General features: G+C 65.5%; 27 protein-coding genes and 1 pseudogene. 14 read left to right on the top strand and 14 right to left on the bottom strand.

The features are described from left to right. Nucleotides 1-127 precede the first annotated feature (127 nt). Nucleotides 128-1,237 carry a dimethylsulfone monooxygenase SfnG gene (gene sfnG / locus ACYQR9_RS06435; protein ID WP_056428126.1) on the bottom strand — a complete coding sequence of 370 codons (1,110 nt, stop codon included), beginning with the start codon at nucleotides 1,235-1,237 and terminating at the stop codon, nucleotides 128-130. Between the two features lie 521 nt (nucleotides 1,238-1,758). Here sfnG and ACYQR9_RS06430 point away from each other — a divergent pair. The 4 genes from ACYQR9_RS06430 (at nucleotide 1,759) to ACYQR9_RS06415 (ending at nucleotide 7,136) form a co-directional block, all read left to right on the top strand. Then, nucleotides 1,759-2,916 carry a complex I NDUFA9 subunit family protein gene (locus tag ACYQR9_RS06430; RefSeq protein ID WP_056428129.1) on the top strand — a complete coding sequence of 386 codons (1,158 nt, stop codon included), beginning with the start codon at nucleotides 1,759-1,761 and terminating at the stop codon, nucleotides 2,914-2,916. Nucleotides 2,917-3,614: 698 nt separating this feature from the next. Beyond that, entirely contained in the window at nucleotides 3,615-4,541 is a 927-nt protein-coding gene (gene ppk2, locus ACYQR9_RS06425; protein WP_056428132.1) for a polyphosphate kinase 2, read from the top strand. A gap of 122 nt (nucleotides 4,542-4,663) precedes the next feature. Beyond that, entirely contained in the window at nucleotides 4,664-5,458 is a 795-nt protein-coding gene (locus ACYQR9_RS06420; protein WP_419953582.1) for an enoyl-CoA hydratase/isomerase family protein, read from the top strand. Nucleotides 5,459-5,627: 169 nt separating this feature from the next. Next, on the top strand, nucleotides 5,628-7,136 hold the full coding sequence (locus ACYQR9_RS06415; RefSeq protein WP_200919100.1) for a carbohydrate porin: 1,509 nt from the start codon (nucleotides 5,628-5,630) through the stop codon (nucleotides 7,134-7,136). A gap of 91 nt (nucleotides 7,137-7,227) precedes the next feature. On the opposite strand, the gene ACYQR9_RS06410 is transcribed toward ACYQR9_RS06415, so the two are convergent. Next, nucleotides 7,228-7,677 (bottom strand): MarR family winged helix-turn-helix transcriptional regulator, encoded by a 450-nt coding sequence (locus ACYQR9_RS06410; RefSeq protein WP_056428138.1) that lies wholly within the window; start codon nucleotides 7,675-7,677, stop codon nucleotides 7,228-7,230. A 226-nt stretch (nucleotides 7,678-7,903) separates the two neighbouring features. On the opposite strand from ACYQR9_RS06410, the gene ACYQR9_RS06405 reads away from it, so the two are divergent. Then, nucleotides 7,904-8,203 (top strand): hypothetical protein, encoded by a 300-nt coding sequence (locus ACYQR9_RS06405; protein ID WP_461229069.1) that lies wholly within the window; start codon nucleotides 7,904-7,906, stop codon nucleotides 8,201-8,203. A 356-nt stretch (nucleotides 8,204-8,559) separates the two neighbouring features. Then, the gene (locus ACYQR9_RS06400; RefSeq protein WP_082470407.1) at nucleotides 8,560-8,787 is read left to right on the top strand and encodes a hypothetical protein; all 228 of its coding nucleotides are present in this window, start codon (nucleotides 8,560-8,562) and stop codon (nucleotides 8,785-8,787) included. A 102-nt stretch (nucleotides 8,788-8,889) separates the two neighbouring features. Here the strand turns inward: ACYQR9_RS06400 and ACYQR9_RS06395 are convergent. After that, nucleotides 8,890-9,204: pseudogene (locus ACYQR9_RS06395) on the bottom strand (aldehyde dehydrogenase family protein); the annotation flags it as partial. Nucleotides 9,205-9,509: 305 nt separating this feature from the next. Here ACYQR9_RS06395 and ACYQR9_RS06390 point away from each other — a divergent pair. Next, nucleotides 9,510-10,757, top strand: coding sequence for an OmpP1/FadL family transporter (locus ACYQR9_RS06390; protein WP_461229068.1), 1,248 nt, complete (start codon nucleotides 9,510-9,512; stop codon nucleotides 10,755-10,757). A 61-nt stretch (nucleotides 10,758-10,818) separates the two neighbouring features. Here the strand turns inward: ACYQR9_RS06390 and ACYQR9_RS06385 are convergent, their stop codons facing one another. Next, on the bottom strand, nucleotides 10,819-12,255 hold the full coding sequence (locus ACYQR9_RS06385; protein WP_461229067.1) for an NAD-dependent succinate-semialdehyde dehydrogenase: 1,437 nt from the start codon (nucleotides 12,253-12,255) through the stop codon (nucleotides 10,819-10,821). A gap of 88 nt (nucleotides 12,256-12,343) precedes the next feature. After that, entirely contained in the window at nucleotides 12,344-13,135 is a 792-nt protein-coding gene (locus tag ACYQR9_RS06380; protein WP_461229066.1) for a class II glutamine amidotransferase, read from the bottom strand. 260 nt (nucleotides 13,136-13,395) lie between these two features. Between ACYQR9_RS06380 and ACYQR9_RS06375 the strand changes: the two genes are divergently transcribed. Continuing rightward, on the top strand, nucleotides 13,396-13,536 hold the full coding sequence (locus tag ACYQR9_RS06375; protein ID WP_207410968.1) for a hypothetical protein: 141 nt from the start codon (nucleotides 13,396-13,398) through the stop codon (nucleotides 13,534-13,536). Continuing rightward, nucleotides 13,533-13,958, top strand: a complete 426-nt coding sequence (locus tag ACYQR9_RS06370; protein WP_461229065.1) for a response regulator — start codon at nucleotides 13,533-13,535, stop codon at nucleotides 13,956-13,958. Before ACYQR9_RS06375 ends, ACYQR9_RS06370 begins: the two co-directional genes overlap by 4 nt. 106 nt (nucleotides 13,959-14,064) lie before the next feature. On the opposite strand, the gene rpsU is transcribed toward ACYQR9_RS06370, so the two are convergent. Both rpsU and ACYQR9_RS06360 read right to left on the bottom strand, forming a co-directional pair. Further along, nucleotides 14,065-14,373, bottom strand: coding sequence for a 30S ribosomal protein S21 (gene rpsU, locus ACYQR9_RS06365; protein ID WP_056428151.1), 309 nt, complete (start codon nucleotides 14,371-14,373; stop codon nucleotides 14,065-14,067). A 232-nt stretch (nucleotides 14,374-14,605) separates the two neighbouring features. Further along, nucleotides 14,606-15,820, bottom strand: a complete 1,215-nt coding sequence (locus tag ACYQR9_RS06360; RefSeq protein ID WP_461229064.1) for a polyhydroxyalkanoate depolymerase — start codon at nucleotides 15,818-15,820, stop codon at nucleotides 14,606-14,608. Between the two features lie 309 nt (nucleotides 15,821-16,129). Here ACYQR9_RS06360 and ACYQR9_RS06355 point away from each other — a divergent pair, with 309 nt between their 5' ends. Next, nucleotides 16,130-16,786 (top strand): glutathione S-transferase family protein, encoded by a 657-nt coding sequence (locus tag ACYQR9_RS06355; protein ID WP_461229063.1) that lies wholly within the window; start codon nucleotides 16,130-16,132, stop codon nucleotides 16,784-16,786. A 68-nt stretch (nucleotides 16,787-16,854) separates the two neighbouring features. Here the strand turns inward: ACYQR9_RS06355 and ACYQR9_RS06350 are convergent, their stop codons facing one another. The 5 genes from ACYQR9_RS06350 to bla form a co-directional block, all read right to left on the bottom strand. Beyond that, a complete protein-coding gene (locus ACYQR9_RS06350; RefSeq protein WP_056428160.1) occupies nucleotides 16,855-17,433 on the bottom strand; it encodes a hypothetical protein in 579 nt (192 codons plus the stop codon). Between the two features lie 150 nt (nucleotides 17,434-17,583). Continuing rightward, nucleotides 17,584-19,014 carry an ATP-binding protein gene (locus tag ACYQR9_RS06345; protein ID WP_461229062.1) on the bottom strand — a complete coding sequence of 477 codons (1,431 nt, stop codon included), beginning with the start codon at nucleotides 19,012-19,014 and terminating at the stop codon, nucleotides 17,584-17,586. Then, a complete protein-coding gene (locus tag ACYQR9_RS06340) occupies nucleotides 19,011-19,739 on the bottom strand; it encodes a response regulator (RefSeq protein WP_207410965.1) in 729 nt (242 codons plus the stop codon). Before ACYQR9_RS06340 ends, ACYQR9_RS06345 begins: the two co-directional genes overlap by 4 nt. 148 nt (nucleotides 19,740-19,887) lie before the next feature. Beyond that, a complete protein-coding gene (locus ACYQR9_RS06335; RefSeq protein ID WP_461229061.1) occupies nucleotides 19,888-21,015 on the bottom strand; it encodes a hypothetical protein in 1,128 nt (375 codons plus the stop codon). 116 nt (nucleotides 21,016-21,131) lie between these two features. Next, entirely contained in the window at nucleotides 21,132-22,037 is a 906-nt protein-coding gene (gene bla, locus ACYQR9_RS06330) for a class A beta-lactamase (protein ID WP_461229060.1), read from the bottom strand. A gap of 214 nt (nucleotides 22,038-22,251) precedes the next feature. Here bla and ACYQR9_RS06325 point away from each other — a divergent pair, with 214 nt between their 5' ends. From ACYQR9_RS06325 to ACYQR9_RS06310, 4 genes are all read left to right on the top strand, one after another. After that, the gene (locus ACYQR9_RS06325) at nucleotides 22,252-22,557 is read left to right on the top strand and encodes an accessory factor UbiK family protein (protein ID WP_311275941.1); all 306 of its coding nucleotides are present in this window, start codon (nucleotides 22,252-22,254) and stop codon (nucleotides 22,555-22,557) included. Between the two features lie 293 nt (nucleotides 22,558-22,850). Further along, the gene (locus tag ACYQR9_RS06320; RefSeq protein ID WP_018045511.1) at nucleotides 22,851-23,354 is read left to right on the top strand and encodes a type III secretion system chaperone family protein; all 504 of its coding nucleotides are present in this window, start codon (nucleotides 22,851-22,853) and stop codon (nucleotides 23,352-23,354) included. After that, nucleotides 23,351-24,178: a pyrroline-5-carboxylate reductase gene (gene proC / locus ACYQR9_RS06315; protein ID WP_461229059.1), complete on the top strand. Its 828-nt coding sequence runs from the start codon at nucleotides 23,351-23,353 to the stop codon at nucleotides 24,176-24,178. The genes ACYQR9_RS06320 and proC overlap by 4 nt, the downstream gene beginning before the upstream one ends. 67 nt (nucleotides 24,179-24,245) lie before the next feature. Further along, entirely contained in the window at nucleotides 24,246-25,010 is a 765-nt protein-coding gene (locus ACYQR9_RS06310; protein WP_207410962.1) for a TetR/AcrR family transcriptional regulator, read from the top strand. Between the two features lie 221 nt (nucleotides 25,011-25,231). Here the strand turns inward: ACYQR9_RS06310 and ACYQR9_RS06305 are convergent, their stop codons facing one another. After that, nucleotides 25,232-25,954, bottom strand: coding sequence for a DUF4142 domain-containing protein (locus tag ACYQR9_RS06305; RefSeq protein WP_207410961.1), 723 nt, complete (start codon nucleotides 25,952-25,954; stop codon nucleotides 25,232-25,234). Nucleotides 25,955-26,160: 206 nt separating this feature from the next. Next, on the bottom strand, nucleotides 26,161-26,943 hold the full coding sequence (locus ACYQR9_RS06300; protein ID WP_461229058.1) for a hypothetical protein: 783 nt from the start codon (nucleotides 26,941-26,943) through the stop codon (nucleotides 26,161-26,163). Nucleotides 26,944-26,980: the final 37 nt, after the last annotated feature.

The following is a 26,980-nucleotide window of genomic DNA, read 5'->3' as shown; positions in this document are numbered from 1 at the left end:
CTCCGGACGAGCCCCCTCACCGGCGGATGCCGCCTCGCCGCGCCGACGACGAGGTCGTCGCGGCCCTCTCCCCGCCTGCGGGGAGAGGGGATGCGCGGCTGTCGTCAGCTGGCGCTGGAAAGGCCGCTCAGGCGGCCTCGGCCCGACGCTCGCGCGCGGCTTCGAGCGCCCTCACCTTCGGGATGATGTGCGCGCCGAAATAGGCGACCTCCTCCTGGAAGTGCAGGAAGGCGAGGAGCGCGAGGTCGACGCCGGCATCCTTCAGGGCCACGATACGCTCGGCAATCTGGTCGGGCGTGCCGATCAAGTTGGTCTTGAAGCCGTCATTGTACTGGACGAGATCCTCGAAGCTCGATTTCGCCCAGTTGCCCTCCCCTTCCGGAGAGGCCTTGCCGGCGTTCTTCACCTCGTGGCCGAAGGCCTTCACCGCATCGGGATCGGCGTTGTCGATGATCTCCTGGAGGACGGCGCGGGCCTCTTCCTCGGTGTCGCGGGCGATGACGAAGGCGTTGACGCCGACCTTCACCGAATGGCCGTTGGCCGAGGCCTTGGCTTGGATGTCGTCCACCTGCGCCCGGATCCCCTCCGGCGTGTTGCCGTTGGTGAAGTACCAATCGGAGACGCGGGCCGCCATGTCGCGCGCCGCGCGGGACGAGCCACCCTGGAAGATCTCGGGCTGCGGGTCGGCCGGCTTCGGCTTCAGGGTGTAGTTGGTGTAGCGGTAGAAATCGCCGCGGAAGGTGAAGTCGTCCTGCGTCCAGATCCCGCGCAAGGAGCGGATAAACTCCTCCGAGCGGCGATAACGCTCGTCATGGTCGAGCCAGGGCTCGCCGATGGCGCGGAACTCACCGGAGAACCAGCCCGACACGACGTTGATGGCGATGCGCCCGTTGGTGAGTTGGCTGATCGTCGCGATCTGCTTGGCGGCGATGGTCGGGTTCCAGGGGCCGGGCAGGAGCGCGGCGATGACCTTGAGCTTCGTGGTCACAGCCAGCAAGGCGTGGCTGAACGCCACCGATTCATGCTGGTACTCGGCGCCGTAACCGGCGGTGAAGCGAATCTGCGTCAGGGCGTAGTCGAACCCCGCCTCCTCGGCGATCTGTGCGAGGCGGCGATTGTAATCCGCTTCCCAGCTCGTGCGTTGTTCGATCTTGCTGATGACAAGGCCACCGGACACGTTCGGCACCCAATAGGCAAAACGGATCGGCTCCGGAGGGCGATGGCTCGGGCGGGTCATAGTTCTATCCGCGAATGTGAGAAACCAGGCATTCATCTGGAGCGAAAGCCTCAGTTGAATACATTATTGCAGCAAGCATATTATCATTCACTGCTTGTGCTTCATCTTTGATAGATGAAATCTCTTACAAACCGGACCTATAGTCAAAGGAATGGAAATACATTTTCTTGCCGCAGACAAGGACAATCTTTCGATACGCAGCCGTTCAGCGAGAACATTCTATTTCCCCCCGTCGACCTCGCCTCGGTGAGACGATCACCCGGGGTGCATCGGACGCGTCGCGGAGCCGACCTTCGCCACAGGGTGCCGACCGCCGGCCCCTCCGTGAACGACAAGGTATCGGGGGTTTTCCCTCGCCGAATGTTTCATCGCCGCCTGGGCCTCCCGCGCTGCGGTCAACGGCCCTAGCTATCGATGCGCGAGCGATGGTAATCCCGCGTTCAGTGGTGACGGACAGAGACTCGGCCCCGGCCCGGACAGGGCGTGGCAGGGCATCTCGGATGACAGGTGGGAACCAGGCGATGACCGGCTTCGACGCTTCGACCTCTCCTTTCGCCGGACCGTCATTGCCGCGTCCGTCATCGCAGCTGGTCACCGTCTTCGGCGGTTCGGGCTTCCTCGGACGCCATGTGGTGCGGGCGCTGGCCAAGCGCGGCTACCGTATCCGGGTCGCGGTCCGGCGGCCGGACCTCGCCCTGTTCCTGCAGCCTCTCGGCAAGGTCGGGCAGATCGTCGCCGTGCAGGCGAACCTGCGCTACCCGGATTCCATCGCCAGGGCGGTGGAGGGAGCCGACGCGGTGGTGAACCTCGTCGGCATCCTCCAGGAGACCGGCAGGCAGGGATTCCTCACGCTTCAGGCTGAAGGGGCGGGCGAGATCGCCCGTGCCGCCGCCGCAATCGGCGCGCCCTTGGTCCACGTCTCGGCTATCGGGGCGGACCCGCATTCCGACTCTCTCTACGCGCGCTCGAAGGCGCTGGGCGAGGCGAAGGTGCTGGCGGCCCAGCCCCGGGCTGTGGTCCTGCGTCCCTCCCTGGTCTTCGGCCCCGGAGACAGCTTCTTCAACCGTTTCGCGTCGCTCGCCCGCGTGCTCCCGGTCCTCCCCCTCGCCGGAGCCGAGACGCGCTTCCAGCCGGTCTTCGTCGGCGATGTGGCCGAGGCCGTGGCCCGCGCGGTGGACGGGCAGGCCGAGGCCGGCCGCGTCTACGAACTCGGCGGCCCGGAGGTCGAGACCCTCGACGGCCTCGTCCGCTATATGCTGAAGACCACCCGCCGCCGCCGCCTCGTCGTCGACCTGCCCAAGCCCATCGCCATGCTGCAGGCCCGCGTGATCGAGACCGTGGACACGCTGAGCCTCGGCCTGCTGCCGGACAGCCTCAAGCTCACCCGCGACCAGGTCACGCTGCTCCAGACCGACAACGTGGTCTCGGAAGCCGCCAAGGCGGAAGGCCGCACGCTGGACGGGCTCGGCATCCTGCCCACCGCGATGGCCGCCATCGTGCCCGGCTACCTCTGGACCTTCCGCAAGGCGGGCCAGTTCTCGAAGGAGGCCTTCACCGCTTCAGAGGAGGAGGCCGCAGAGCCGTCCTCCCCGCCGGTCGCCCGGCCGAGCGGTCCCCCGATCGGCCCCGATGCGGCCGCCCCGAGCCGGATGGGCGTGCGCTGGGGCACGCGGGGATAGTACGCCGTCTGGAGTGGCGGCGGAGAACGGATGAAATCCGAAACCGGGCGAATGTTTGAAACAGACAGGTTGTGTGTAGCCGCGAAGTTTCGTCGTAGCCCGGAGAAAAGCGTCACCTGCATTGGCGTGCAGGGCTGCGCGGCTACGACGGCACCCAGAAGCTGGCTGGGCACAAACGCGTGGCGTTGATCGATGCCGAAGGGCATGTCCTGGCTTCAGCGAACGTGCAGGATCGCGTTGCGCTGGCTGCCCCTGATGACGGCAAAAAGAGATGGTCCAGCCTGCACTCAGCCAAATTCGACGGTGCCTCACGGTCGAGCGCCGCCAGGATTGGTGCCTGATCCAGGGCACGCGCCACCCCGCCATCGAGAAGCCGCCGGATCAGAGCTGCCCTCATCTTGAGCTTGTCGAAGGATGTCGTGCTGGAACAGCGCCGAGACGTTGAATGAATCTTCGGTGGGCTTCGCCATTGGGGCGGCCCGCACCGACAACGTGCCGAACGCCCTGGATGTCGCAACCAGACGGCTCGCTTGCGTCGCCGTCCTCCCGGCCAAAAATGCCCTCGACAATCCCGCATGAGAATGCAGGCCAATACAGGCTCTAGGGAGCTCGTTGCCGTCGCCGAGGAGGTCTCCTTACTGTCATGCAGTTGTGATCCAAGGGCCTGGATCATTCCCATTCATCAGGAAGGCAATGTTATGGACGGCACGCGCGCCGGGACTCGTCCTTTCGATATCGAGGCTATTCGTCGAGAGATGGCCGACGACTTCGATGAAGAATTGGAGATGGAACTAGAAGACGAGCGCCTTGAGCGACTGGTTAGCGAAATCGATGCAAGCCCGCGTCCGCCCAGCATGGACCGGCGAGTCTATTTCCGTGAGCTGTTTCGGCTCCAACACGAGCTGGTTCGTCTGCAGGATTGGGTCCAGGCCCAGAAGCTCCGCGTGGTCGTGATCTTCGAAGGGCGAGATTCGGCTGGTAAGGGCGGGGCCATCAAGCGCATCACCCAGCGTCTCAATCCGCGCGTCTGTCGCGTTGCCGCGCTTCCGGCTCCCAGCGAGCGCGAGCGCACGCAATGGTATTTCCAGCGCTACGTCGCGCATCTGCCGGCGGGCGGCGAGATCGTGCTGTTCGACCGCTCCTGGTACAATCGCGCCGGCGTCGAGCGCGTGATGGGGTTCTGCACCCCGGACCAGTACGAAGAGTTCTTCCAGTCCGCGCCGGAATTCGAGCGCATGCTGGTGCGGTCCGGCATCATCGTGCTGAAATACTGGTTCTCGATCACCGATCAGGAGCAGGAACTGCGCTTCAACATGCGCATCCACGATCCCCTGAAACAGTGGAAGCTCTCACCGATGGACGTCGAATCCCGTCGCCGTTGGGAGGATTATACCAAGGCGAAGGAAGTGATGCTCGCCCGCACGCACATTCCCGAGGCGCCGTGGTGGGTGGTCGAGGCCGTGGACAAGAAGAAGGCCCGCCTCAACTGCATCAGCCATCTCCTCACGCAGATCCCCTATGGTGACGTGGAGCACCCGCCGGTGCATCTGCCCGAGCGCATGCGCCACGAGGATTACGCCCGCCAGCCAGTTCCGCAGGATATGTTCGTCCCGGCGCTGTTCTGATCGGAGCCGAGGGCATCGAAGGCCGCCTGTCCGGTCTCCCTGCGGTTGCCCAAAGCGGCACGGATGGGCAAGACCCGTGTCGAAGAGGCCGATGAACGGCCGGTCCGGCATGGGAACCCCGCATGAGCGCCACCGACGAGATCCTGTTCGAAACCGACGATGCCGGCATCGCCCGCATCGTCCTCAACCGGCCACAGGCACGAAACGCCCTGACCTTCGCGATGTATCAGGGCCTCATCGACCTGTGCGGACGGATCGAGGCGGACGAACGGATCAAGGTTCTCGTCATTACCGGCGCCGGTGAGAAGGCCTTCGCCGCCGGCACCGATATCGCCCAGTTCCGGGACTTCTCCAGCCCGGAGGACGCCCTTGGATACGAGCGCTTCATGGACAAGGTCCTCGGCACGCTCGAGCGTCTGCGCGTGCCGGTCATCGCCGCTGTCGCCGGCGCTTGTACCGGCGGCGGTGCCGCCATCGCGGCTTCCTGCGACCTACGCATCGCCACACGCGATGCCCGGTTCGGCTTTCCCATTGCGCGGACGCTCGGCAATTGCCTGTCCATGTCGAACCTTCAGCGCCTGTCCGGCCTCATCGGTCCCGCACGGGTGAAGGACATGATCTTCACCGCTCGGTTGTTCGGCGCGGAGGAGGCGCTTTCGGCCGGTCTCGTCGGCGAAGTCGTGGAAGATGCCGCCGCTCTCGCCGCCAGGGCGACGGAACTCGCGACGCAGCTTGCCGGCCATGCACCGCTGACCCTACGCGCCACGAAGGAAGGTCTGCGCCGCCTCGCCGCCGAGGAGGAGGCATCGGAACGGCCCGACGACGATCTCATCCTCATGTGCTACACGAGCGCCGATTTCCGCGAGGGCATGGAGGCGTTCCTGGCCAAGCGCCCGCCGAACTGGACCGGCAAGTAAGGCGCTCCTCACAGAGCACTACTCTGAAGCGGATGTGGGAAGCGCGACACACCGGGATAGGGAATTCCTGCGGCCACATCGCTCCCTCGTATCGGTTACAGCTCTGTCACGCTCTGCATGATAGAGCGCGAGCGGGGGTCGGTCGCCCTGGGACACGCTTTTCCGAGGAATGATGCTCCGCTCGTTTCCTCTTGCGACCGTCGCAGCCCTGATGTCCGGCCTTGCCGTGTCTGGCGCCCACGCCCAGACCGCTGCCGAGATTGCGGCACGGCAGGCGCGTCTGGCGCTGGAGGGGCTCGATATCGGCTCACCGCGCGGCGCCGGCGGCGATCCGCAGACGTCGGTGGCGCAGTCGGTGACCTCGGCCAAGCCTTCGGCCAACCTCAACACCTCGATACAGGACCAGCTCGGCCCGTATGGCGACCCCTATGGCCTGCGTTCCTTTCTGAAGACCAAAGGCATCGAGTACAGCCTCACCTATATCGGCGAGAGCTTCGGCAACGCGACGGGCGGTGTACGGCGCGGTGCGATCGTCGAAGGGCGCCTGGATATCCAGTTCGATGCCGACCTCGAGAAGCTGGCAGGTTGGCAAGGGGCGACCTTCCACACCAATCTCTACCTCATCCACGGCACCGGCCTGTCGCGCTACTACGTCAACAACTTCATCACCGTGAGCGCCATCGAGGCACTGCCCTCTTCGCGGCTCTACGAAATCTGGCTGGAACAGAAGCTGTTCGACGGACAGTTCGGATTGAAGGTCGGTCAGATCGCTGCCGATACCGAATTCGCCGTGACTCAGACCGGCACGCTGTTCATCAATTCCACCTTCGGCTGGCCCAACATCATGGCGGAGGTGCTGCCGAGCGGCGGTCCGATCTACCCGCTGGCGGTGCCGGCGATCCGGGCGAAATACGTCCCGAACCAGAATTTCTCGCTGCAGGTCGGCGTCTTCGACGGCGATCCGGCAGGGCCTTACCCCAGCGATCTCGATCCTCAGCGCCGCAACCGCACCGGCACGAATTTCCGCACCAGCGACCCCGCCCTCGTCATCGCGGAGGCCGCCTATGCGTACAACATCGCGCAAGGTGATGAGGGCGATCCCGGCACGGTGACGCTGGGGGGCTGGCATCATTTTGGCCGGTTCGACAGCCAGCGTTTCGACGAGGCCGGGCGCTCGCTGGCCGATCCGTCCACCACCGGCATCGCCCGGCGCTTTCGCGGCGATAGCGGCCTCTACGGCATCATCGACCAGACCATCTACCGCGAGCCCGATGACCCGAATGACGGTGCCAGTGTGTTCCTGCGCCTGTCCGGTTCGCCCTCCGACCGCAACATCGTGGATTTCTACGCCGATATGGGCATTGCCTATAAGGGCTTGTTCAAGGGACGGTCCGACGACACGATCGGCGTCGCCTTCGCCCTGGCCCGCATCTCGGACAGTGCCCGCGGGTTCGACACAGATGTGATCCGCTTCGGCGGCGCGAGTGGACCCCGTCGGAGCAGCGAGGCCGTGATCGAGGCGACCTATCAGGCCGTCCTCGGACCTGGCGTGACGGTTCAGCCGGACATCCAGTACATCTTTCGCCCGGGCGGCGGCGTGCCCAATCCGCGCGATCCCGATGGCGCCCGGATCAAGAATGCCGCGGTGTTCGGCGTGCGGGCGACGGTGCGTTACTGAGGAGCACCGGTTTCTCGCACCTCGCGAATGTTTCGAGCAAAGTGGCAAGATCTCCGGGCGCGATAGGCCCCGAATGCCCTGCCGGGCCGGGTCACATCGTCAGCGCGGCCACGGCGGCACGGTAAATGGTCTGATCGATCGCGCCGAGATGTTCGGCGCAAGCGGCTTGCGCCTTCTCCCAGAGCGGGTACGCCTGTGCCAGGACGGTGCGACCTTCGTCGGTAAGCAGGATGCGTCTGACGCGCCTGTCGTCCGCATCGGCCTCGATTCTTAGCAGCCCGCGTCGTTCCAGGGGCTTCACGTTGGCGGTGATGGTCGTGCGATCCATCGCTAGGGCCTGTGCCAGCACGCCGATGGTCGGAGCCTCGTCTCGGACGAGCATCATCAGCAGCGTAAACTGCCAGTTCGAGAGGCCGGTCGGGCGGAGCGCCGCGTCATAGCGCCGGCCAATGGCGCGCGCCGCCTTCTGAGCCGCGAAGCTGAAGCAGGCTTGTTCGACCCCGGCCGCGATCTTTGGAGTGAGGACCGGATGTCCGGCCATACGAAATTCCCCCGGAGTGTTGATACCAACGAGATAATGGCCCTGCGGGTTTTGTACAGCCCCTGCCAAACGAGACCTTCTCCGAATATGATTGGTATCAACCTATGTGCGGACGCGCACCGCAGGCTGCGACGCTACGTTTATATCAACGTTATTGCAACGGGCCGAAGCGTCGGGTCATCGGAAACCTCCCCCGACGAACGCTCACCGAACAGGACGTCGTATCATGACCACTCGCTCCACCTTCATCACCGGCGCCATCCTCACACTCGTCGTCGCCGCCATCGTTCCTGCCAAGGCCGAGCCGGCGAGGTCGTTCGACGCCTGGGGGCATCGCTTCACTGTCCCCGGTACCCAAGCGACAGTGACCGCACCAGCCACCAAATCGCCGAACACCGATTTCATTGCGCCGAAGCGGTCCTACGCATCGGCCAAGGCGAGCGCAGAGACCGTGGACGCTCCGTCTAAGCCGTCGATCCGCACGCTCAATATCTGGGGTGCACGCGTCGATGCCCCCCGCTACTGACGGCAGGGCTGAGAACGACGTCGAAGCTCCGCCTCATCGCTGGCGGTCGGCGTCCATCGGCTGCCGATCAGAGGCGCCTCGGCTTCGGGACTTAGGTCTCAAACCCTTGGTGAAGTGACAAGCCCAGCCGATGACGAGACAGGGTGAGACATCCCATCCTGTCTCACGCTTTCGAGCGACGTATGCGGATCGAAACGGCTGGAGACGTAAACGGCCGCACGGTCCAATTGGAAGCATCGCATTGATACGGTCGATACCGGATATCGATACTATCTGTTTGATGAATGGTGCGCCGCAAAATATATCGGTCTCACGAAACGGGGCATCGGCCCCGAAACATCAGAGGGATCAATATTATGACCGTTCGTAGCCTTGTCCTCGCCGCTCTCGCCTCCGCCACCCTGGTCGGTACCGCGACCGCCGACGAGCGCATCACCGTCACCCCCACGCTCTATCGGGAGCAGGCCCGCGTCACGGCCGCCGTGCGTCCGGCCTCCGAGCTGACCACCACGCCGTCCCTGACCTCGCGTGCTCCCGCGACCCGGCGCATCGTCGCCGAGATCGTCGACCCCGCGACCCGCTAAGGCCGCTCCCGTGAGCGGGGCCGGAGCAAAGGCGTGCATCAGCGCTCCATGGGGTCTGCCCCATGGAGCGTTTTGCGTGTCGAGCCTACCGAATGCGGGTGTTCAGGCGCTCGCCTGGCTCACGAACTTCGTCGTCAGATAGGCCTCGATCGCCTCCGAGCCGCCCTCGCTGCCGTAGCCGGAATCCTTGATGCCGCCGAAGGGAGTTTCTGGGAAGGCGAGGCCGTGATGGTTGATGCCGAGCATGCCGCTCTCGACCCGAGCGGCGATCTCCGTCGCGCGGGAAGCCGAGCGCGTATAGGCGTAAGCGGCCAGACCATAGGGCAGCCGGTTGGCCTCGGCGAAGGCCGCCTCGTCGTCGGAAAAGCGCTGGACCAGGGCCACGGTGCCGAACGGCTCCTCGTTCTTGAGCCGCGCGCCGCCGCTTTCGGCCAGCAGGGTTCAGCCAGTGCGCGGCGTTCGGTCGGAGGACGAAATCACAGCCAGAAGCCGGCGTGCCTCCATGGACATTCGACGCGCCTCGCCGATGCCGCGAACAGGTTGACCTCCATAACGCTACAGCACAGACAAAATACCCTACAGGCGGATAGTCAGGCAATAGCTATAGTCTTAATTTCGATTTATGCTTGATAACATAGTATAAAACTGCAAATAGGATCGAGTCTCTGCGTGATTAGATCGCCGGGATGGCCATTCGTATCCAGAATAACCAGGTAAGATACATGCATAAGACCCTGTTTCGTGCTGCCCTGGTGGCTGGCGCGCTGATGCCGGCCGCCGCTTACGCCACGGATGGCTATTTCCTGAACGGCGTGGGCGGGAAGGCCAAGGGCCAGGCGGGGGCGGCCATCGCCGACCCACAGGACGCGTTGTCCATCGCGGCCAATCCCGCCGCCGCGACCGACTTGGGCCACCGTGTCGATTTCGGCGCGGAGATCTTCGTGCCGGATCGTACCGCCAGGATTACCGGCAACCGCGTGGGGCTGAACGGCGATTATAGCGGCAACGGCCTCAATCCTTCCCTCCTACCCGATTTCGGCTATGTCCGGCCCTTGTCCGACAAGATTTCCCTCGGCATCGCCGTCTACGGCAACGGCGGGATGAACACGGTCTACAAGCGCAATCCCTTCGCCAGCTTCGGTACGACGGGCCATGCGGGGGTCGACATCAAGCAGATGTTCATCGCGCCGACCCTCGCCGCGGAAGTGGCCCCCGGCCAAAGCATCGGCATCTCGCCGCTCGGGGTGATTCAAAGCTTCAAGGCGTCGGGTCTTCAGCCGTTCGCGCAAGTGTCGGCCGACCCGGAGAATTTCACCAACCGGGGAACGGACTGGGCGACCGGGGCGGGCGTACGCATCGGTTATCTCGGCCATTTCGGGGTCGTGAATCTCGGCGCATTCTACCAGTCGAAAGTCCTGACCGAACGGTTCGACAAGTATGCGGGGCTGTTCGCCCAGCAGGGTGGGTTTGACGTCCCGGCCTCATGGGGAGGTGGCGTTTCCGTCAAGGCGAACGAGGCCTTGACGATCTCCGCCGATTTCAAGCGCATCGAATATGCCGACATCCGCTCGATCGGGACGCCGCTGGCCCCCCTGCTCACCGGCAAACCCTTCGGCGCGGGTGACGGTCCCGGCTTCGGCTGGCGCGACATTTCGGTCTACAAGCTCGGTGTGCGTTACGCGGTGGACGAAAGCCTGACCCTGCGCGCCGGCTACGGGTATGCGCAGAATCCGGTTCGATCCTCGGAAACCCTGCTCAACATCCTCGCACCGGGTGTCGTCACCCATCACATCACCGCTGGCGCGACGTGGACCACTCGCACGGGCATCGAGGTGACGGGCTATGTCCTTCACGCGCCCAAGAACACGGTAAAGGGCAGAGGCTCGATCCCGGCTGCCTATGGCGGCGGCGAGGCCGACATCGCCTTGGCGGAAACCTCTTTCGGGCTTTCGGTAGGCTGGAAAATCTAGACTCGAACCGGCTCTCGATAAGCTGGGCTGATCGAGAGCCGGTTGCAGGGATCTCGGGCGCTCAGGCGCTCGCCTGGCTCACGAACTTCGTCGTCAGATAGGCCTCGATCGCTTCCGAGCCGCCCTCGCTGCCGTAGCCGGAATCCTTGATGCCGCCGAATGGGGTTTCGGGGAAGGCGAGGCCGTGATGGTTGATGCCGAGCATGCCGCTCTCGACCCGGGCGGCGATCTCCGTCGCGCGGGAGGCCGAGCGCGTATAGGCGTAGGCGGCGAGACCATAGGGCAGCCGGTTGGCCTCGGCGAAGGCGGCCTCGTCGTCGGAGAAGCGCTGGACCAGGGCCACGGGGCCGAACGGCTCCTCGTTCATGATCCGCGCGGTGAGCGGGGTCTCGGTGAGTACGGTCGGTTCGAAGAAATGGCCGCGGTTGCCGATGCGCTTGCCGCCGGTGCGGAGCTCCGCGCCCTGCGCTACGGCATCGGCCACCAGGGATTCCATCGCCTCGCGCCGGCGGGCATGGATCAACGGCCCCATCTGGGTCTCGGGATCGAGGCCGTCGCCGACCCTGATGCCCTGTGCATGCGCCACGAACCCCTCGACGAAGCGGTCGTAGACGGAATCGTGGATGAGGAAGCGGGTCGGCGCGACGCAGACCTGCCCGGCATTGCGGAATTTGTTGGCGCCGAGCACCGAGACGGCCTTCTCCACATCCGCATCGGCGAAGACCAGGGCGGGGGCGTGGCCCCCGAGTTCCATGGTGATGCGCTTCATGTGGCGCCCGGCCAAAGCCGCGAGCTCCTTGCCCACCGGAGTGGAGCCGGTGAACGAGATCTTGGCGATGACCGGATGCGGGATCAGGTAGGACGAGATCTCGGCCGGATCGCCGAAGACCAGGGACAGCACGTCACCCGGCACCCCGGCATCAAGGAAGGCGCGGACGAGTTCGGCGCAACTCGCCGGCGTATCTTCCGGCCCCTTCAGGATCACCGAGCAGCCGGCGCAGAGCGCCGCCGACAGCTTGCGGACGGCCTGGTTGATCGGGAAGTTCCAGGGCGTGAAGGCGGCGACGGGGCCCACCGGCTCGCGCAGAACCATCTGGCTCACACCCGGCACGCGGGCGGGGATGATGCGGCCGTAGGCGCGTTTCCCTTCCTCGGCGAACCAGTCGATGACGTCGGCGGCGGCAAGCGTCTCCACCCGCGCTTCGGCCAGCGGCTTGCCCTGTTCCAGCGTCATCGTCCGGGCGATGTCGTCGACGCGCGAACGGAGCAGATCGGCGGCCCGCCGCATCACCTTGGCGCGATCGAAGGCCGCGACCCTGCGCCATTCGGCGAATCCGCGACGGGCGGCCTCCAGGGCACGGTCGAGATCGTTGCGCGTCGCCACCGCCACGGTGCCAATGGCGTCGCCGGTGGCGGGGTTGAGGACGGGGATCGTCCCCGCGTCGGAGCCGGGCGTCCAGGCCCCGGCGATGTGAAGGGTCACGTCCGTGTCGGTCATCGGCGGCTCACGCTCTCGAAGGAGCATGGGTTGTCCGCCCTTCGCGCCAGCGCCGCAACCCTCCATGCCGCAACCCTCGGGAGCAGTCTCAGGCGGCGATGCGGACCCGCGCCTCGTCGGCGCCCTTCACCGTCACCGTGCCGCTGCGTGTCGCCTGCAACGTGCCGCCGCGCGGGATCACGATCCAGCCCTCCTTGCAATCGTCGATGGGCTCGGAGACCACAACGAGACCGGTTTCGGTCTGGCGGTAATAGAGGCTCGGCGGGCGGCCGTCGCAGGCCCAGCGATAGGCCGTCAGGGTCTCGCCGTCGGTGACGACGGAGGTGAAGCGCAGGGCCTCGGTGATTCCGGCCGCCTGCATCAGGTCGCGGACCGTCGAGAGGGTTTCGGCCATGGCACCGATCGGGTCTTCGGCGAGGCCGTTGGCCAGGGCCAGGAGGAAGATCGCCTCGGAATCGGTGGTGCCGCGCCGCGCTTCGTAGAGCGCGTCCGGGATCAGGGCCTCGATCCGCCGCTTGATGCGGTGATAGCCGCCGATCTGGCCGTTATGCATGAACAGGTGCCGGCCATGGGCGAAGGGATGGCAGTTCGCCCGCGTGGTGGCCGTGCCGGTCGAGGCGCGGACATGGGCGAAGAACATCCGCGCGCGGACTTGCTGGCAGAGGTTGACGAGGTTCTCGTCCGACCAGGCCGGGCAGACGTCGCGATACTGGCCCGGATCGGTCCGTTCGCCGTACCAGCCGATGCCGAAACCGTCGCCGTTGGTCTCCGTCTTCGCCTCGGTGGCGTGCAGCGACTGATGCACCAGCGAGTGCGTCGGCGCGCAGACGAGATCGGTCAGGAAGACCGGATCACCGCTATAGGCGAGAAAGCGGCACATGACTGAGCAACAACCCCCTGTTTCGGCACCCCTCCCCGGATCGGGAAACAGAAACCGTTCCATGATCCAGCTTGACGGTCGTTGAACTGTAACATTCGATCTTTTGCGGTGAACAGATCGTTAATGCGTTGCGGTATGCCCGAACCTTGTGCGTCTGCGTAGACGATGTGCAGAGACGCTCGATTTCGTGCATTCTCGGATCTTAGGCTGCCACCAAGCCCGCTTTGAGGCGGTTCCGCTTTTTATGGAGCGAGAGGCGCATGGCCGTGGCGGCGGCTGGCACTCTTGCCGATCCCGGCCAGGCGGCGCAGCCTTCGAACAATCGAATCATCGACCGGGCGCATGACGCCCTGCGGGGCCGCGATCGCGCCCGCCCCCATTCCAAGAAGGAGACCTCATGAATCATACCATCCACTCGACCGCCGACACCGTATCGCCAGCCCAGATCGACGGCCCCGTTGCCCTCGTGGTTGAGGACGACGCGGCGGTTCGCGACCTCGCTGCAGCCATTCTCGAGGAAACCGATCTCGACGTGATCGCCTGTGACAGCGCCGAGGCGGCCATCGGCTTTCTCGAGCGCAAGGGACTGAACGTCGCCCTGCTGTTCGCCGATGTGCGCCTCGGCGGGGCCATGGACGGCATCGCCCTGGCGCGGACCGTGGAGCAGCGCTGGCCCGATGTTCGGATGGTCCTGACCTCGGGCTACGACGAGCGCAGCACCGGTCGCCTGCCCGAACAGGCCATTTACATGCAGAAGCCCTGGCGCGCCCTCGATGTCCTGGTGGAAGCCGAGCACGCCTCCGCCGCCGTGGGGATCGCCTGAAACGACAGAATGCCCGGACGCATCGGCGCCCGGGCATTCTGAGAGATGGGACGGTAGCGCCAGTAACCGCGTTCGGGGCCGATACGGGATCGGCCGCCGGTCGGTCTTACGAGGCGACGTTGGCCGAGGGAGCGGCGCTCGGAGCGAAAGGCGAACCGCCCGGACGACGCGGCGCACCGGCGCCGAAACGGGGCTTCGGCTTCGGAGCGGCGATCAGGCCCTCACGGATCGCGGTCTTGCGGGCCTGCTTGCGGGCGCGGCGCACGGCCTCGGCCTTCTCGCGAGCCTTGCGCACGGAGGGCTTCTCGTAGGCCTTGCGCTGCTTCATCTCGCGGAAGATGCCCTCGCGCTGCATCTTCTTCTTGAGAACGCGGAGTGCCTGGTCGACGTTGTTATCGCGAACGAGTACCTGCAACGGACTTGATCCTTTAGAGACGTATGTTTGTCGGACGGCGCCCTCTCCGAACGCCCCCGCCTGTCCGACGAGGGCAAACCGCCAATAGCCCCATACCCTGGATCGCTCCAGGGAGGGACCTGTGTGTGACGGTCTCGAATCGACGCTGAAAACTCACTTGGGGCAGGCTCATACACCAAGCGGACACGAGTTCCAACCGCTCTCGGTTAAATCCTGAGCCGGACCCGCATCCTCATGCGTGCGATTGGATGAAGTTGCGCACGAGCGGGTAGGTCTGCCCCTCCCACTTGCGGCCGGTGAAGACGCCGTAATGACCCACGCCCGCCTGCAGGTGGTGGCTCTTCATGTGCGGGGGGAGGCTGCCGCACAGGTCGTGCGCCGCCATGGTCTGCCCGACGGCGCAGATATCGTCGCGCTCGCCCTCCACGGTCATCAGCGCGGTCTTGCGGATGGACCGCATGTCGATGGGATTTCCGCGATAGGTCAGTTCGTTCTTGGCGAGGGTGTAATCTTGGAACACCGTCTGGACGGTTTCGATGTAGAACTCGGCCGCGAGGTCGAGGACGGCAAAATACTCGTCGTAGAACGTCTCGATCTGGTTGGCCTTGTCGGCCTCGCCGTTGGCGAAATGCCAGAACAGGTCGGCATGGCTCTGCTGGTGGCGCTTGGCATTCATCGAGACGAAGGCCGAGACCTGTATGAAGCCGGGATAGACCCGACGGCCGGCCCCCGCATGACGCTGGGGCACCGTGGCGATGAGGTTCTTTTCGAACCACGCGATCGGCTTCGAGGTGGCGAGCTTGTTCACCGAGGTCGGGCTGATGCGGCAATCCACCGGCCCGGCCATGAGCGTCATGCTGCGCGGATGCGCGATGTCTTTCGACTGGGCCATGACGGCGGCGGCGGCGAGCGCCTGGACCGCCGGCTGACAGACCGCCACCACATGCGAGCCCTCGCCCATCACGCCGAGGAACTGCACCAGGTGATCCACGTAATCGTCGAACCCGAACGGACCGTCGGCGAGCGGCACGTCGCGGGCATTATGCCAATCGGTGATGTAGACGTCGTGGTCGGCCAGCAGGGTCCGCACCGTGCCGCGCAGCAACGTGGCGAAATGGCCCGAGAGCGGCGCGACGACGAGCACCTTGGGCTGCTCGGAATCGATGTCCTTCCTGAAGCGCAGAAGCGTCCCGAACGGGGTCGAGAACGTCGCCTCCTCGCTCACCGACACCTCGCGGTTGCCGACCCGGACGCTGTCGATGCCGAAGGCGGGGCGGGCGAAGGTCAGGCCCGCGCGCATCATCATCCGGGCGCCGGCCGACCACCAATTCATCGGCGCCGCGTTTCGCGACCCGACCCAGGGCGACACGGCGTCGTGGACGAGCTTCCCCCAGGAGCGCGTGCGCTGGGCAAGGTCGGACTGCACTTCGAAGGCATCGTAGAGCATGACGCTCGAACTCCTGCGCGAACGATCGGATAGCGGGTCATTCGCTTCGTTGTGCTCAACCGCCGGGATCGCCTCCGACGGTCGTCACAGCCCGCTAGGCTGAGCCACGGTTGCGCGCAACGCAATCGGCTGCAGGTACGATCTGTAATAAATGTTGTGAGAATGCATCACTGTCCCATCGACGAGACAGGAAAGGTTTTTCTCCTTCGGAGAAGGCCGGTTCGATGCGGCACGAGACTTGGATGCCCCCTGCACAGCTCGGGCCGAAAACCTTATGGACGGTCGGGGATGAGAAGACAGGGGATGGACATGCCAGTCGCCACGCTCACGATTTCGAGCCGGAACTACTCATCCTGGTCGCTCCGGGGATGGTTGGTCTGCCGCATGGCCGGTCTCGATTTCGAGGTCGAGGTCCTGTCCGGTGACGACGAATCCTCACGGGCCGAGCTTCTACACCTGTCCCCGTCCTTCCTCGTGCCCCGCCTCGTCCATGGCGAGATCGAGGTCTGGGATACCCTGGCCCTCTCCCAGTATCTCAACGAGACCTACCCCGATGCGGGCTTCCTGCCGAAGGATCCGGTGGCGCGGGCGCGCTGCCGTTCGATCTCGGGCGAGATGCATGGAGGGTTCATCAACCTGCGCTCGGCCCTGCCGATGAACCTCAAGGCCCGCCACACCCATTTCAAGATCTTCAACGGAGCCAGGGGCGATATCGAGCGCGTCATCACCATCGTCGAGGATTGCCTGGCGCGCTACGGCGGTCCGTTCCTGTTCGGCACGCGTCCGAGCCTCGCCGACGCCATGTTCGCGCCGGTCTGCACGCGGTTCCAGACCTACGACGTCTCGCTGCCCCGCAACGTCGCGGCCTATCGCGACACCATCCTGGCCTGGCCCCTGATGGTGGAATGGAGCGAGGCGGCCGCCGCCGAACCCAACGAGATCGAAGAACTCGACATGGAGTTCTAAGGGAGACCCCCGGCGTGTAGCCCCCCCGGTGCCTGGGCGTGGATGCCGGGCACCGGGCGGGACCGCCCTTACGTGTTGAAGTCGAACAACAGGGCGCTGGCGCTCGCGCCGGACGCCTTGGCACCGGAGGCGGCGTAACCGGACGCACTCGTCTGCGATTCCTGGAGCGTCGTCATGAAGCTGTCGAGAAGCTCGCTGACGCCGGCCGACATGTCTGTCGAGGATGACGCGCCTTGTGCCTCAACCTCGGATGGCGGCGGGCCGGCTGGTCGAGCGCCCGCGCCACCTGCGTCCCCAACTCCTCCCCTGCCCGACGCGTTGGCTTCGAACAGCGTCTTCAGGGTCTCGGCCTGATCGGTGGTGAGGTCGCCGCTGGAGACCTGATCCTCGATGAGGCTGCCGATCGTGTCCTCGATCTGCGACGGGTCGAGGCGTGTGCTCGTTCTGCCGGTCGCGTTGGAGCTCTCGCTCTTGAGGCTCGAATCGATGGAATCGAGGGCGTCGGTGAGAGCGGTGCCGTCGGTGGCGCTGATGCCGCCGGTGGAGACCTCGCTGGCGATGGCCTGCGCGACCGGATTGCCTCTGGACGGCGGCGGACGCTGGGCCTGGAACGTGGCGGAGGTCTGAGTGGAACTGACAGATGTCATGGCGCGGTCGCCTCGGTCGAATGCCGTCGCGGGGAGCTCGCGACGGGTGTCGAGAGAGCGACACCCAGGGTTAAGCGGACCTTTCCCGCGCCCGGCACAAGAGTTTCGCGATGTTTCGAACCCACGTTCCGAAACAGTCGAATGCCAAAATCAGGAAATGACCGGGGCGACGGTCCCAGGGTTCGTCGATGGAGACGCGCGCAGCTGCCCTCCCTGAGCGACGGCGAGGGGCAGGTCGATACGGGCCACGAGGCCGTGGGGGGGCTTGTTCGACAGGGTCAGCCGGCCGCCATGCCCCTCCACGATGGCGAGAACGATCGACAGACCGAGGCCGAAGCCGCTGGCCTCGTTGAGATTCCGGGCCCGGTCTCCGCGTACGAAAGGCTGCACCATGGCGTCGCGCTCGGCCTCCGGAATGCCGGGACCGTCATCGGACACTTCGAGAGCCACGCCCTGATCCGACGGGTGCATCGTCAGCCGCGCCGCGCCGCCATACTTCACCGCATTATCGACGAGGTTGACGATGGCCCGCTGGAGCTCGTCCGCCCGGCCGCGCACGAGGACGTGCCGCGTCTGTTCCACACGCACGTCCGCGCCGACATCTGCGAAGCCGTCGCACACGGTCTGGACCAGGGAAGCGAGGTCGACGAGAGTCTGGGTGCCCCCGGCCTGACCATCCCGGACGAAGGACAGGGCGGCGTCCACCAGCCCGTTCATCTGGTCGAGGTCGCGCAGGGTCATGGTGCGTGCGTGATCGTCCTCGATGAATTCGGCCCGCAGCCGCAAACGGGTGATCGGGGTGCGCAGATCGTGGCTGATCGCCGCCAGCATCTGGGTTCGGTCGTCGATCAGGCGGCGGACGCGGCCGCGCATCGTGTCGAGGGCGCGGGACACGGCCATCACCTCCTTCGGCCCGTTCCGGGGCAGAGCCACGAGGTTCATGCCCGTGCCGAAGGCATCGGCGGCCTCGGCGAGTTTCGCCAGCGGTGCGGTCAAGGCCCGCGTCGCCCAGATCGACATGAGCGACAGGGTGATGCCGAGGAGGACGAAGGTGAAGATGATCGGGCCGGGGCCGAACGGAGACCGGACGTCATCCGGCAGGGTCGCGCGCAGGCTCGCACCGGACGGCGTCGTGATGCCGATCCGGATGCCACTGGCCGTCTCCGGCACTTTCCCCGGAGACGAGAGATCGGTGATCGTGAGGGGCCGTCCGAACCCGTCGCGCATGCGCTGGACTATGGGATGGTCGGCCTGCCCGTCCCGAGTGCCGGGGGCGGGAGTTTCCGGCGGGGCCGCTTCGAGCTGCAGGCCGGGCAGGCTGCGTGCCGCATCCTGCAGCAGGCGCGGCCGATCCCCCGGCGGAGCGGCATCGAGCAGGCGAACGATGGTGGCCAGCCGTGTCGCGGCTACGCCCGGATGATTGTCCGGATTCCAGGGTTCGCGCAGCATCAGGAAGGCCAGGGTCGCGACCGCATGGCTGACGACGATGGCGGCCACGCTGAGCATCGCGATCTGGCCGGCGATACTGCGGGGCGGAAAGCCGAGAAGGCGCCCCCACCGGCCCTTCGTGGTTGCGCTCATGATCGCGTCACCGCCGGGGTGAACAGGTAGCCGCCCGAGCGGATGGTACGGATGATCTCCGGGTTGCGAGGGTCGGCCTCGATCTTCTGGCGGATGCGGCTGATGAGAACGTCGATGCTCCGCTCGTATGGGCCAGCGGCCCGTCCCTGGGTCAGGTCGAGGAGCTGGTCGCGCGAGAGCACCCGGCCGGGTCTCAGGCAGAGCACGTGCAGCAGGTCGAATTCCGCCCCCGTGATGGTGATGCGGGCATCGTCCGGGCTGAGGAGCTGACGCAGGGACACGTCGAGGGTCCAGTCGAGGAAGCGCAGCCGGCGGGCGCCATCGTCGCCGGCAGCCTCGGCGCTCGCGCCCCGCCGCAGGATCGCGCGGATGCGGGCGAGAAGCTCGCGCGGGTTGAACGGTTTGGCGAGGTAATCGTCCGCCCCGATCTCGAGCCCGACGATCCGGTCGATCTCCTCGGCCTTGGCGGTGAGCATCAGGATCGGGATCGAGGACCCCGCGCGCAGGCGCCGGCACAGGCTCAACCCGTCCTCGCCCGGCAGCATCAGGTCGAGCACGATGAGGTCGACGCGCGCATCCGCCAGCGCCTTGTCCATCTCGCGCCCGTCCCCTGCGAGGCTCACCCGGCATTCGTTGGCGCGGAGGTAGCGCGCCACCAGGGCGCTGATCTCGCGGTCGTCCTCGACTACGAGGATATGGGGCGTGGCGGAATTCGTCTGCGTCATGTCTCGTCCATCCGGTGGCCGTTTATGACGCCTCGGCGGAGGGATTCGAAGGGGATAGCGAGATCAGAATTGTAAACGTCTGTTTCGGTCCGGTATCCGGGACACATTCGGCAAATGTCACCGCAAAGACGCTTGCGTCGACTATGCTCTACCGCCTGCGAAACCCGAAATAGCCGCCATCGGCGTCGTAAAGCACGTCGAAGCCATTGAGAAAACGCAGGCCGGTATTGACGAAGGGCTCCGGGCGACGGGTGTTGAGGGTCACTTTGCCCGGCGAGAGCGGGGACGCGTCGCCGATGACGATGTCGTAGGCCGCCGCCGGTTCGGAGCCTCGTCCGGGGAAGGTGAAGCCGAGGCGGGTACCGGGCAGGAACTGGCTCCGGCCGTCGGCATCGGAAGTGACGGCACCGTCCACGGCCCCTGTCGGCAAGGTCAGGTACATCACCGACACGCCCGTATCGACGAGCGCCCGGCCGCAGGCGCCGGGTGCCTGGCCGTTCACCGTGATGCAGACGGGGACGCCCTGCCATTCGCCGGGAATGCCGGGGTGGGGATCGAGCTTCACGAAGCGGATGTCGCCGCGCGTATTGGCTCCGGTGAGACCCGCATGGATGCCGTCCCGCGTCACCACGTAGCCGCGCCGTGCGGGGCTCCTGCCGTCAGGCGCGAGGTTGAGGAGCGGGTTGGTGTCGGGCGTGCTCTGGCTCTGCGAGTCGCCCTCCCGTCCGAAGCCGATGCCCAACATGGCCACGTGGCCCGGCATCGTCTCCGGCGTGCAGGCGCGGGCGTTGTTCGTGCACGCGATCTCGGTGACCGCCAGGACGGGGAGCGGTGAGGTGGTCACGCTGGCCCCGTTGCCGCCGACGAGCGTGACGGGCAGCGTCACCCAGCGTCCGATCATGATCCGCCCGGAACTGCTGTAGGTGAGCCGTCCGGGCCGCGACGGCATCGTCTCGAAGCCGGGGATCCGGCTCGCCGAGACGACGATGCCGGTGGAGCCGGTATCCATCAGGACCGGGCGCACCTCATCCCCGAAGGACAGGCCGAGGCGCGGCGAGCGCGTGATCTCGGCGCCATCCTCCCCCGCGTTGAGGTAGGAGAGATACGTGCCCTGACGGAAGCCGTCGTAATGCGGTCGCTCGTCGGCGGAGGCCGGGTTGGCGGACGTGCTCAAGGCGGCGATCCCAAAAGCAAGTGCGGCAAGCGTTGCCTCATTGAGCGATCGGGGCCGGCGTCCCGCGGCGCGGATGCGGTGCTTGAGGCCCTCGATCATCATTCTCCCCTCCGACACGCTGGTAAAGCGGCGCCGGAGCCCTCGTCTCGGTGCCACCGCTTGTCGGTTAAGCCTTGGCAGACAACCACTTAAGGGACGCTTACACGGATCGGTGCGCGTCAGCCGCCATCTCGTTCCGCAGCGGCGGCGGCGACGGCCCTGGCCACCGAGGCGATGGTGGCGCTACGCGCCTCCGGCGACGTCTTCGCCCCGGTCAGGTAGACCGTCAGGACGAGGGGAGCCCGGCGCGGCGGCCAGATCACGGCAATGTCGTTGGCCGTGTCGTTCTCGCCGGATCCGGTCTTGTCGCCGATGCGCCAGTCCTTCGGCAGGCCGGCGTGTAGCCGTGCATCGCCGGTGCGGCAACCCACGAGCCAGGCGGTGAGGAGGGCGCGCGAGGAGGGCGAGAGCGCGTCCGCGAGGACGAGGCGCCGGAGCGTCTCGGCCATGGCCAGCGGCGTGGTGGTGTCACGCGGGTCGCCGGGCACGGCCTCGTTCAGATCCGGCTCGATACGGTCGAGGCGGGTCGTCGCGTCGCCGAACGCGTGGATCTGGGCGGTGAGTCCGGCCGGGCCACCCATCGTCCCCAGGAGCAGGTTGGCGGCAGTGTTGTCGCTGAGCGTAACGGCGGCCTCGCAGAGTTCGGCGAGGGTCATGCCCTCGCCATCCGCCCTCGGTCCGCTCATGGGCGAGTAGGGCACGACCTCGCTCGCCGCGTAACGCAGCCGCCGGTCGAGACTGTCCTCGCCCCGGTCGATCCGCGCCAGCACAGCACCGGCCGCGAGAACCTTGAACGTACTGCACATCGGGAAGCGCTCCGCCCCGCGATGCGCCGCCTGGGTCCCACTGCCGGTATCGAGAAGACCGATCCCGAGCCGTCCGCCGCTCGTCGCCTCGATCTGCGCGAACCTGTCGGCAAGATTCTCCGGAAACGAAGCCGCGGCGAGCGCCGGTCTCCCCCCGGCGAGAAGATGTCCCGCAGCCCAGGCGGCTGTGCCGAAGGTATAATCGCGTCGGGTGACCATGCGCATCCTTGCCGGTCCGTCGAATCGGCGGTGACCATGGCGACCGGTTTGCGGTCCCATCGTGGCGGATCGAACGTGGTTTTGGCGGGCCGGACCGCGAATTCCTCGGCCGTGCGCCTTGCCTTCGGATTGCCTCGCACGCCTTCGATTCTTATCTGCTTACCTCAGGTGCCGGCGCGATGTCCGACGCGGGCCTCGATCTCGGGAGACGACGATGCAAGGCTCTAAGGACGGCGCGGGCCGCGGCTCCAACCGCTTGTTCGACGATTTCGCCCGACTCATGACCGATGCCGCCGGTGCGGCGCAGGGCGTGAAGCGTGAGGCGGAGACCGTGTTCAAGGCGCAGATCGAGCGGCTGATCCGCGACATGGACATCGCCACCCGCGAAGAGGTGGACGTGCTGCGCGATCTGGTCTCGGCTCTCCGCACCCAGAACGATGCTCTCGCAGCCCGCGTCGCCGTGCTGGAGGGCCGGCTCGGCACGCAGGAGCCGCCGCCTCCGCCAGCGACATCGGTCTGATTCGCGGGCCCCGAGTCCGGTCTAAGCTTGTGCACAGGAAGGAACGGTGGAAATCCGCTTTCCTGTTCACCGGTCATCGGGAGCGCTTTGAAACGCGAGTCCGCCACGGTCTATAGTGAGTGAGGCACTGATTCGCTTCGCCCCCGGACCCGACCTTCGACCCTTAAGCTTCCCCTCGATCACGCTGTGTCTTGCCTGTGCGCGGATTCAGCTTGGGGATGGGAAATCCGGAAGGGGATTGATTGTCGTTCACCATTATCGGCGCCCCTTTCGGGACGCCTAGCTGGACCGCTATGACCCAACTTCACATCGAAGGCCTCGACCGGAACGAGCACCCCCTCGACATCGTCGAGCGGCTCGCTTCCCTTCGCGATTGGATCTTCGACCGGGCCGAGACCGACGAGATGTCGGTGGCCGTGGCCGGCCGCTGGTCCGACTATCACGTCGCCTTCACCTGGATCGAGGATGTGGAGGCCCTCCATGTGGCCAGCGCCTTCGACCTGAAGGTGCCGGCTCACCGCCGCACCGAGATCCTCACCCTCATCTCCCTCGTCAACGAGCAGCTCTGGGTCGGTCATTTCGACCTGTGGTCCACCGACAGCGTGGTGATGTTCCGGCATTCTCTGCTGCTCACCGACGGTGCCGCGCCGACCCAGAGCCAGTGCGCGATGATGCTGAAATCCGCCGTGGATGCCTGCGAGCGCTACTATCAGGCGTTCCAGTTCGTGCTCTGGGCGGGCAAGTCCGCCCGTGAATCCCTGGATGCGGTCTTGTTCGAGACCGAAGGCGAGGCGTGAGCATTCCATCTTCCTCCGCCCTGCCCGCCTCCCTCACCCTGGTTGGGGCGGGCAAGATGGGTGGCGCGATGCTGGCGGGCTGGCTCGCGGGCGGACTCGATGCCGCCAGGACATGCGTCGTCGATCCGCAGGCCTCGCCCGAGATGGTGAGGCTCTGCGAGAGCCATGGCATCGCCCTGAACCCGAGTGACGTCCCGGCCAACGATGCGCTGATCCTCGCCATCAAGCCGCAGGGGTTGGAGGGCGCGGCCGGCCTCCTCGATGGGATGATCGCACCCCATACGCTCGTCGTCTCTATCCTGGCGGGCAAGACCATCGGCGACCTGCAGGGCCGCCTGCCCTCCGCGCGCGCCATCGTCCGGGCGATGCCGAACCTTCCGGCGAGCATCGGCCGCGGGGTCACCGGCGCGGTGGCGAATGCCAACGTCTCCCCGGATCAGCGCGACCAGGCCGATGCCTTGCTCAAGGCCGTCGGCGCTGTGGAATGGCTCGACGACGAGGCGCTGATCGACACGCTGACGGCTTTATCCGGTTCCGGCCCGGCCTATGTTTTCCTCCTGGCGGAGGTGATGGCCGAGGCGGGTGTGGCGGCTGGGCTGCCGGCCGACATGTCGGCACGGCTTGCCCGCGCCACGGTGTCAGGGGCCGGGGCGCTCCTGTCCACCAGCCCTCACGATGCGGGACAGCTGAGGCGCGACGTGACGTCACCGGGCGGCACCACCGCGGCGGCCCTCTCCGTGCTGATGCGCGAGGGCGGTGTGCAGGACCTGATGCGCGAAGCGGTCGCCGCCGCGAAGCTGCGGGCAGGCGAGCTCTCCGGCTGAGCCGCCCCCTAACCGATCCGCCTGCACAACCTACATGATAGGGAACAGACACGAGGATCGAACGACCATGGCAAACACCACAGGTGCGAAGCCCGAGGGCGGTAATGAGACCGGCGGCAACGAGACCGCTGGGACGGACATCGCCGTCGCCGCCCCGCAGCACTCCCCGCGTGAGGCTGCCGTCGAGGCGCTGATGCGGCTCGCCGCCGTCCAGCCCTGGAACGACATCGAAATCGGCGACATCGCCCGCGAGGCCGGCCTGTCCCTCGCCGAATTCCGCGACCTGTTCCCCTCCAAGGGCGCGGTGCTCGGTGGCCTTTCGCGGATCATCGACCGCAAGGTGCTGGAAGGCGATTCCTCCGACCTCGCCGAGGAGCCCACCCGCGAGCGTCTGTTCGACGTGCTGATGCGCCGCCTCGATGCGATGACCCCCTACAAGGACGCCCTGCGCCGGATCTCCTACGCCCTGCGCGGCGATCCGCTCTCCCTCGTCGCGCTGAACGGCGTGGCGCTGAACTCGCACCGCTTCATGCTGGCTGCGGCCGGCATCAACACCGAGGGGCCTCTGGGCCGGCTGAAGCTGCAGGGCGTGGTCATCGCCTTCGCCCGCACCGTCGAGGTGTGGCTCGACGATGACGACCCGGCCCTCGCCCGCACCATGGCCCGCCTCGACAAGGAAATCCGCAACGGCGAGCGTTTCATGGAACGTGCCGACGATGCCCGCCGCCTCACCGCGCCGTTCCGTGCCATCGGTCGGTCGCTCCTGGAGCGCGGCGCCCGCCGACGCCGGGGTACGCGTCCCGAGGACGAGGTCGGCCAGCAGACGGTGTGACAGAACGCTTTCCCTCCCCCCTATGCGGGGGAGGGTGGCCCGCGAAGCGGGTCGGGAGAGGGGAGCGCCATCTCCGGAGAGGTCGCCCCCTCTCCCGCCTGCTCCGCAGGCACCCTCTCCCGCAGAGGGGAGAGGGTGCCTGCGGAGCAGGCGGGAGAGGGGGCGCAAACGAAAAGGGCCGCCCCACCGGGCGGCTCTTTCCTGTTTCACGGGGCGATGGCTCAGCCGCCGATACGGTCGGCGAGGACGGCCGAGTGGCCGTGCTGGTTGGCGATGTAGGGCAGCGCCTGGTTCGCGAATTCGCGGCCCTGGGCGTTGTCGCCGTTGCGCGAGTAGGACTCGTAGAGGCCGAGGGTGCGGGCATCCGAACGGGCCTGCTGCTGCACGAAGGTGCGGTCGAATTCACGGCCGGTGCGGGCATTCTTCAGGCGGTCGATCCGGGCCTGACCGTCCGGGCCGATGGCGACGCGGCGGCCGGGCTCACCGGGGGTGTTGTCGACGAGGCCGACGCCACCGAGCACGCCGCCGACGATCCGTGACGCGATGGTGGCCGAGATCGTTACCGGGGCGAGGACGACGCCGACCGGGTTGTCGAAGCGGGTCTCGAAGGGCTGGCTGTCGGAGACGACGGTGCCGCCGGCGGTCAGCGAGGTGCCCTCGGGCAGCAGCGCCTTGGTGGTGGCCTCACGCTCGACCAGCACGTTCTTGGCGTAGTTGCGGACGTTCGGGTTGCGCGAGCGCTCGAGGGCGATGCGGCTCGACTCGATGCTGACGGCATCCGAGCGCAGGGCGGCGGCGCGGAACGAGGAAGTATCCCGGGCCTCGGGGGCGTTGGCGTCGAACTGGGGCGCGACGCGGATACCGAGGGGCTCCTGCGCGAGCGCCGGGGTCGTGATCGCCGCGACGGTGAAGCCGAGGGCGGCGAGAAGCTTGGTGTTGATCATGGCGGAGGTTGTCCTCACACGCCTTTACGGCGTTTGGTTGAAAGACCGTTTCGTCCGGCATGAACGTTTCGTTAACTTGGCGGTTCCTGCGCGGAGGGCATGGCTGTGGTGCATCAGCAATAATTCCAGCCTTAAACAAAACCGGCAATTATTCCTAGTGCATATCCTCCCTAATTCTATCAGGCAGCTTTGAACGCAATTGTTCATCATGCCGAAATAAAAGATCTATTTTTTGGATTTAAGCGCCTGACCCCTTCGTGATATTTGCTTTGAGATGCTGCAGGATTAGCAGGTAGAATGCCGGCTTTTAGCGCATTTAAGCATTGCGTTGCAACAGAGTCTGCCGCTGATAGCATTCGGTTTGCGATATTTTCCTTTCCAACATCAACGCTTGCATAAATGAATTGCATTCGCTGCGGAATGTAAATATCTTCTAATATAGGTATTTCTCTGGAATTGAGCGCGTTAATATTACCTAAATCGTGATCAGTTACAACTCCTACCCTCTCTCCATCGAGAATTTTATTTTCCCTAAGCAATATCTCTAAGGCCGTGACCCACCCAAGCTTTTCTGGATCAAATTTTGGTCTGGTTATTTCGACGCAAAATACAGTATCAGTTTTCCAGAAGTCCTCTAACCCCTCTTTGCTTGGTAGTGGTTGGTATCTAAATAATAATACTCCGACCGCCGAGACTGTATTTCCGAGATGTGAGATCGTATTAGTATCTATTGCGCACACGACATCATAATTTTCTCGCAGCGCGGCATCAGACTCGAACGATAGGCGATCTGATTTTTGCGGAATTCGCGTGATTATTTTAGGCTTCTTAGGTCTATGATAAGATATTTCTGAATACGTATTTACCATTTCATTGCCAAAAAATATTTCTCCTGACCATTCGTCTATAGATACAGTAATTCTATCCACTTTGCTTTTCGTTGTTCCATAAATATACTCAGTCCTCTTCTTCCGTACATCTTTTGTCATAGTTGGATCCAAAGCGCGTCTTAAGAAATCATCGCAC

Source organism: Methylobacterium sp. CM6241 (assembly GCF_054817845.1).
The sequence above is the reverse complement of the archived record's forward strand: the minus strand, read 5'-3'. Positions and strand labels throughout refer to the sequence as shown.

Coding starts and splice junctions, on each gene's coding strand:
- ACYQR9_RS06350 (WP_056428160.1), bottom strand. CDS start 17,433: ATGACATCTGTCAGTTCCACTCAGACCTCCGCCACGTTCCAGGCCCAG.
- ACYQR9_RS06420 (WP_419953582.1), top strand. CDS start 4,664: ATGAGCGCCACCGACGAGATCCTGTTCGAAACCGACGATGCCGGCATC.
- ACYQR9_RS06345 (WP_461229062.1), bottom strand. CDS start 19,014: ATGAGCGCAACCACGAAGGGCCGGTGGGGGCGCCTTCTCGGCTTTCCG.
- ACYQR9_RS06335 (WP_461229061.1), bottom strand. CDS start 21,015: ATGATGATCGAGGGCCTCAAGCACCGCATCCGCGCCGCGGGACGCCGG.
- ACYQR9_RS06370 (WP_461229065.1), top strand. CDS start 13,533: ATGAATCATACCATCCACTCGACCGCCGACACCGTATCGCCAGCCCAG.
- sfnG (WP_056428126.1), bottom strand. CDS start 1,237: ATGACCCGCCCGAGCCATCGCCCTCCGGAGCCGATCCGTTTTGCCTAT.
- ACYQR9_RS06400 (WP_082470407.1), top strand. CDS start 8,560: ATGACCGTTCGTAGCCTTGTCCTCGCCGCTCTCGCCTCCGCCACCCTG.
- ACYQR9_RS06325 (WP_311275941.1), top strand. CDS start 22,252: ATGCAAGGCTCTAAGGACGGCGCGGGCCGCGGCTCCAACCGCTTGTTC.
- ACYQR9_RS06385 (WP_461229067.1), bottom strand. CDS start 12,255: ATGACCGACACGGACGTGACCCTTCACATCGCCGGGGCCTGGACGCCC.
- ACYQR9_RS06380 (WP_461229066.1), bottom strand. CDS start 13,135: ATGTGCCGCTTTCTCGCCTATAGCGGTGATCCGGTCTTCCTGACCGAT.
- ACYQR9_RS06430 (WP_056428129.1), top strand. CDS start 1,759: ATGACCGGCTTCGACGCTTCGACCTCTCCTTTCGCCGGACCGTCATTG.
- ACYQR9_RS06355 (WP_461229063.1), top strand. CDS start 16,130: ATGCCAGTCGCCACGCTCACGATTTCGAGCCGGAACTACTCATCCTGG.
- ACYQR9_RS06405 (WP_461229069.1), top strand. CDS start 7,904: ATGACCACTCGCTCCACCTTCATCACCGGCGCCATCCTCACACTCGTC.
- ACYQR9_RS06305 (WP_207410961.1), bottom strand. CDS start 25,954: ATGATCAACACCAAGCTTCTCGCCGCCCTCGGCTTCACCGTCGCGGCG.
- bla (WP_461229060.1), bottom strand. CDS start 22,037: ATGGTCACCCGACGCGATTATACCTTCGGCACAGCCGCCTGGGCTGCG.
- ACYQR9_RS06415 (WP_200919100.1), top strand. CDS start 5,628: ATGATGCTCCGCTCGTTTCCTCTTGCGACCGTCGCAGCCCTGATGTCC.
- ACYQR9_RS06390 (WP_461229068.1), top strand. CDS start 9,510: ATGCATAAGACCCTGTTTCGTGCTGCCCTGGTGGCTGGCGCGCTGATG.
- ppk2 (WP_056428132.1), top strand. CDS start 3,615: ATGGACGGCACGCGCGCCGGGACTCGTCCTTTCGATATCGAGGCTATT.
- ACYQR9_RS06375 (WP_207410968.1), top strand. CDS start 13,396: ATGGCCGTGGCGGCGGCTGGCACTCTTGCCGATCCCGGCCAGGCGGCG.
- ACYQR9_RS06410 (WP_056428138.1), bottom strand. CDS start 7,677: ATGGCCGGACATCCGGTCCTCACTCCAAAGATCGCGGCCGGGGTCGAA.
- ACYQR9_RS06320 (WP_018045511.1), top strand. CDS start 22,851: ATGACCCAACTTCACATCGAAGGCCTCGACCGGAACGAGCACCCCCTC.
- ACYQR9_RS06310 (WP_207410962.1), top strand. CDS start 24,246: ATGGCAAACACCACAGGTGCGAAGCCCGAGGGCGGTAATGAGACCGGC.
- ACYQR9_RS06360 (WP_461229064.1), bottom strand. CDS start 15,820: ATGCTCTACGATGCCTTCGAAGTGCAGTCCGACCTTGCCCAGCGCACG.
- ACYQR9_RS06340 (WP_207410965.1), bottom strand. CDS start 19,739: ATGACGCAGACGAATTCCGCCACGCCCCATATCCTCGTAGTCGAGGAC.
- ACYQR9_RS06300 (WP_461229058.1), bottom strand. CDS start 26,943: ATGACAAAAGATGTACGGAAGAAGAGGACTGAGTATATTTATGGAACA.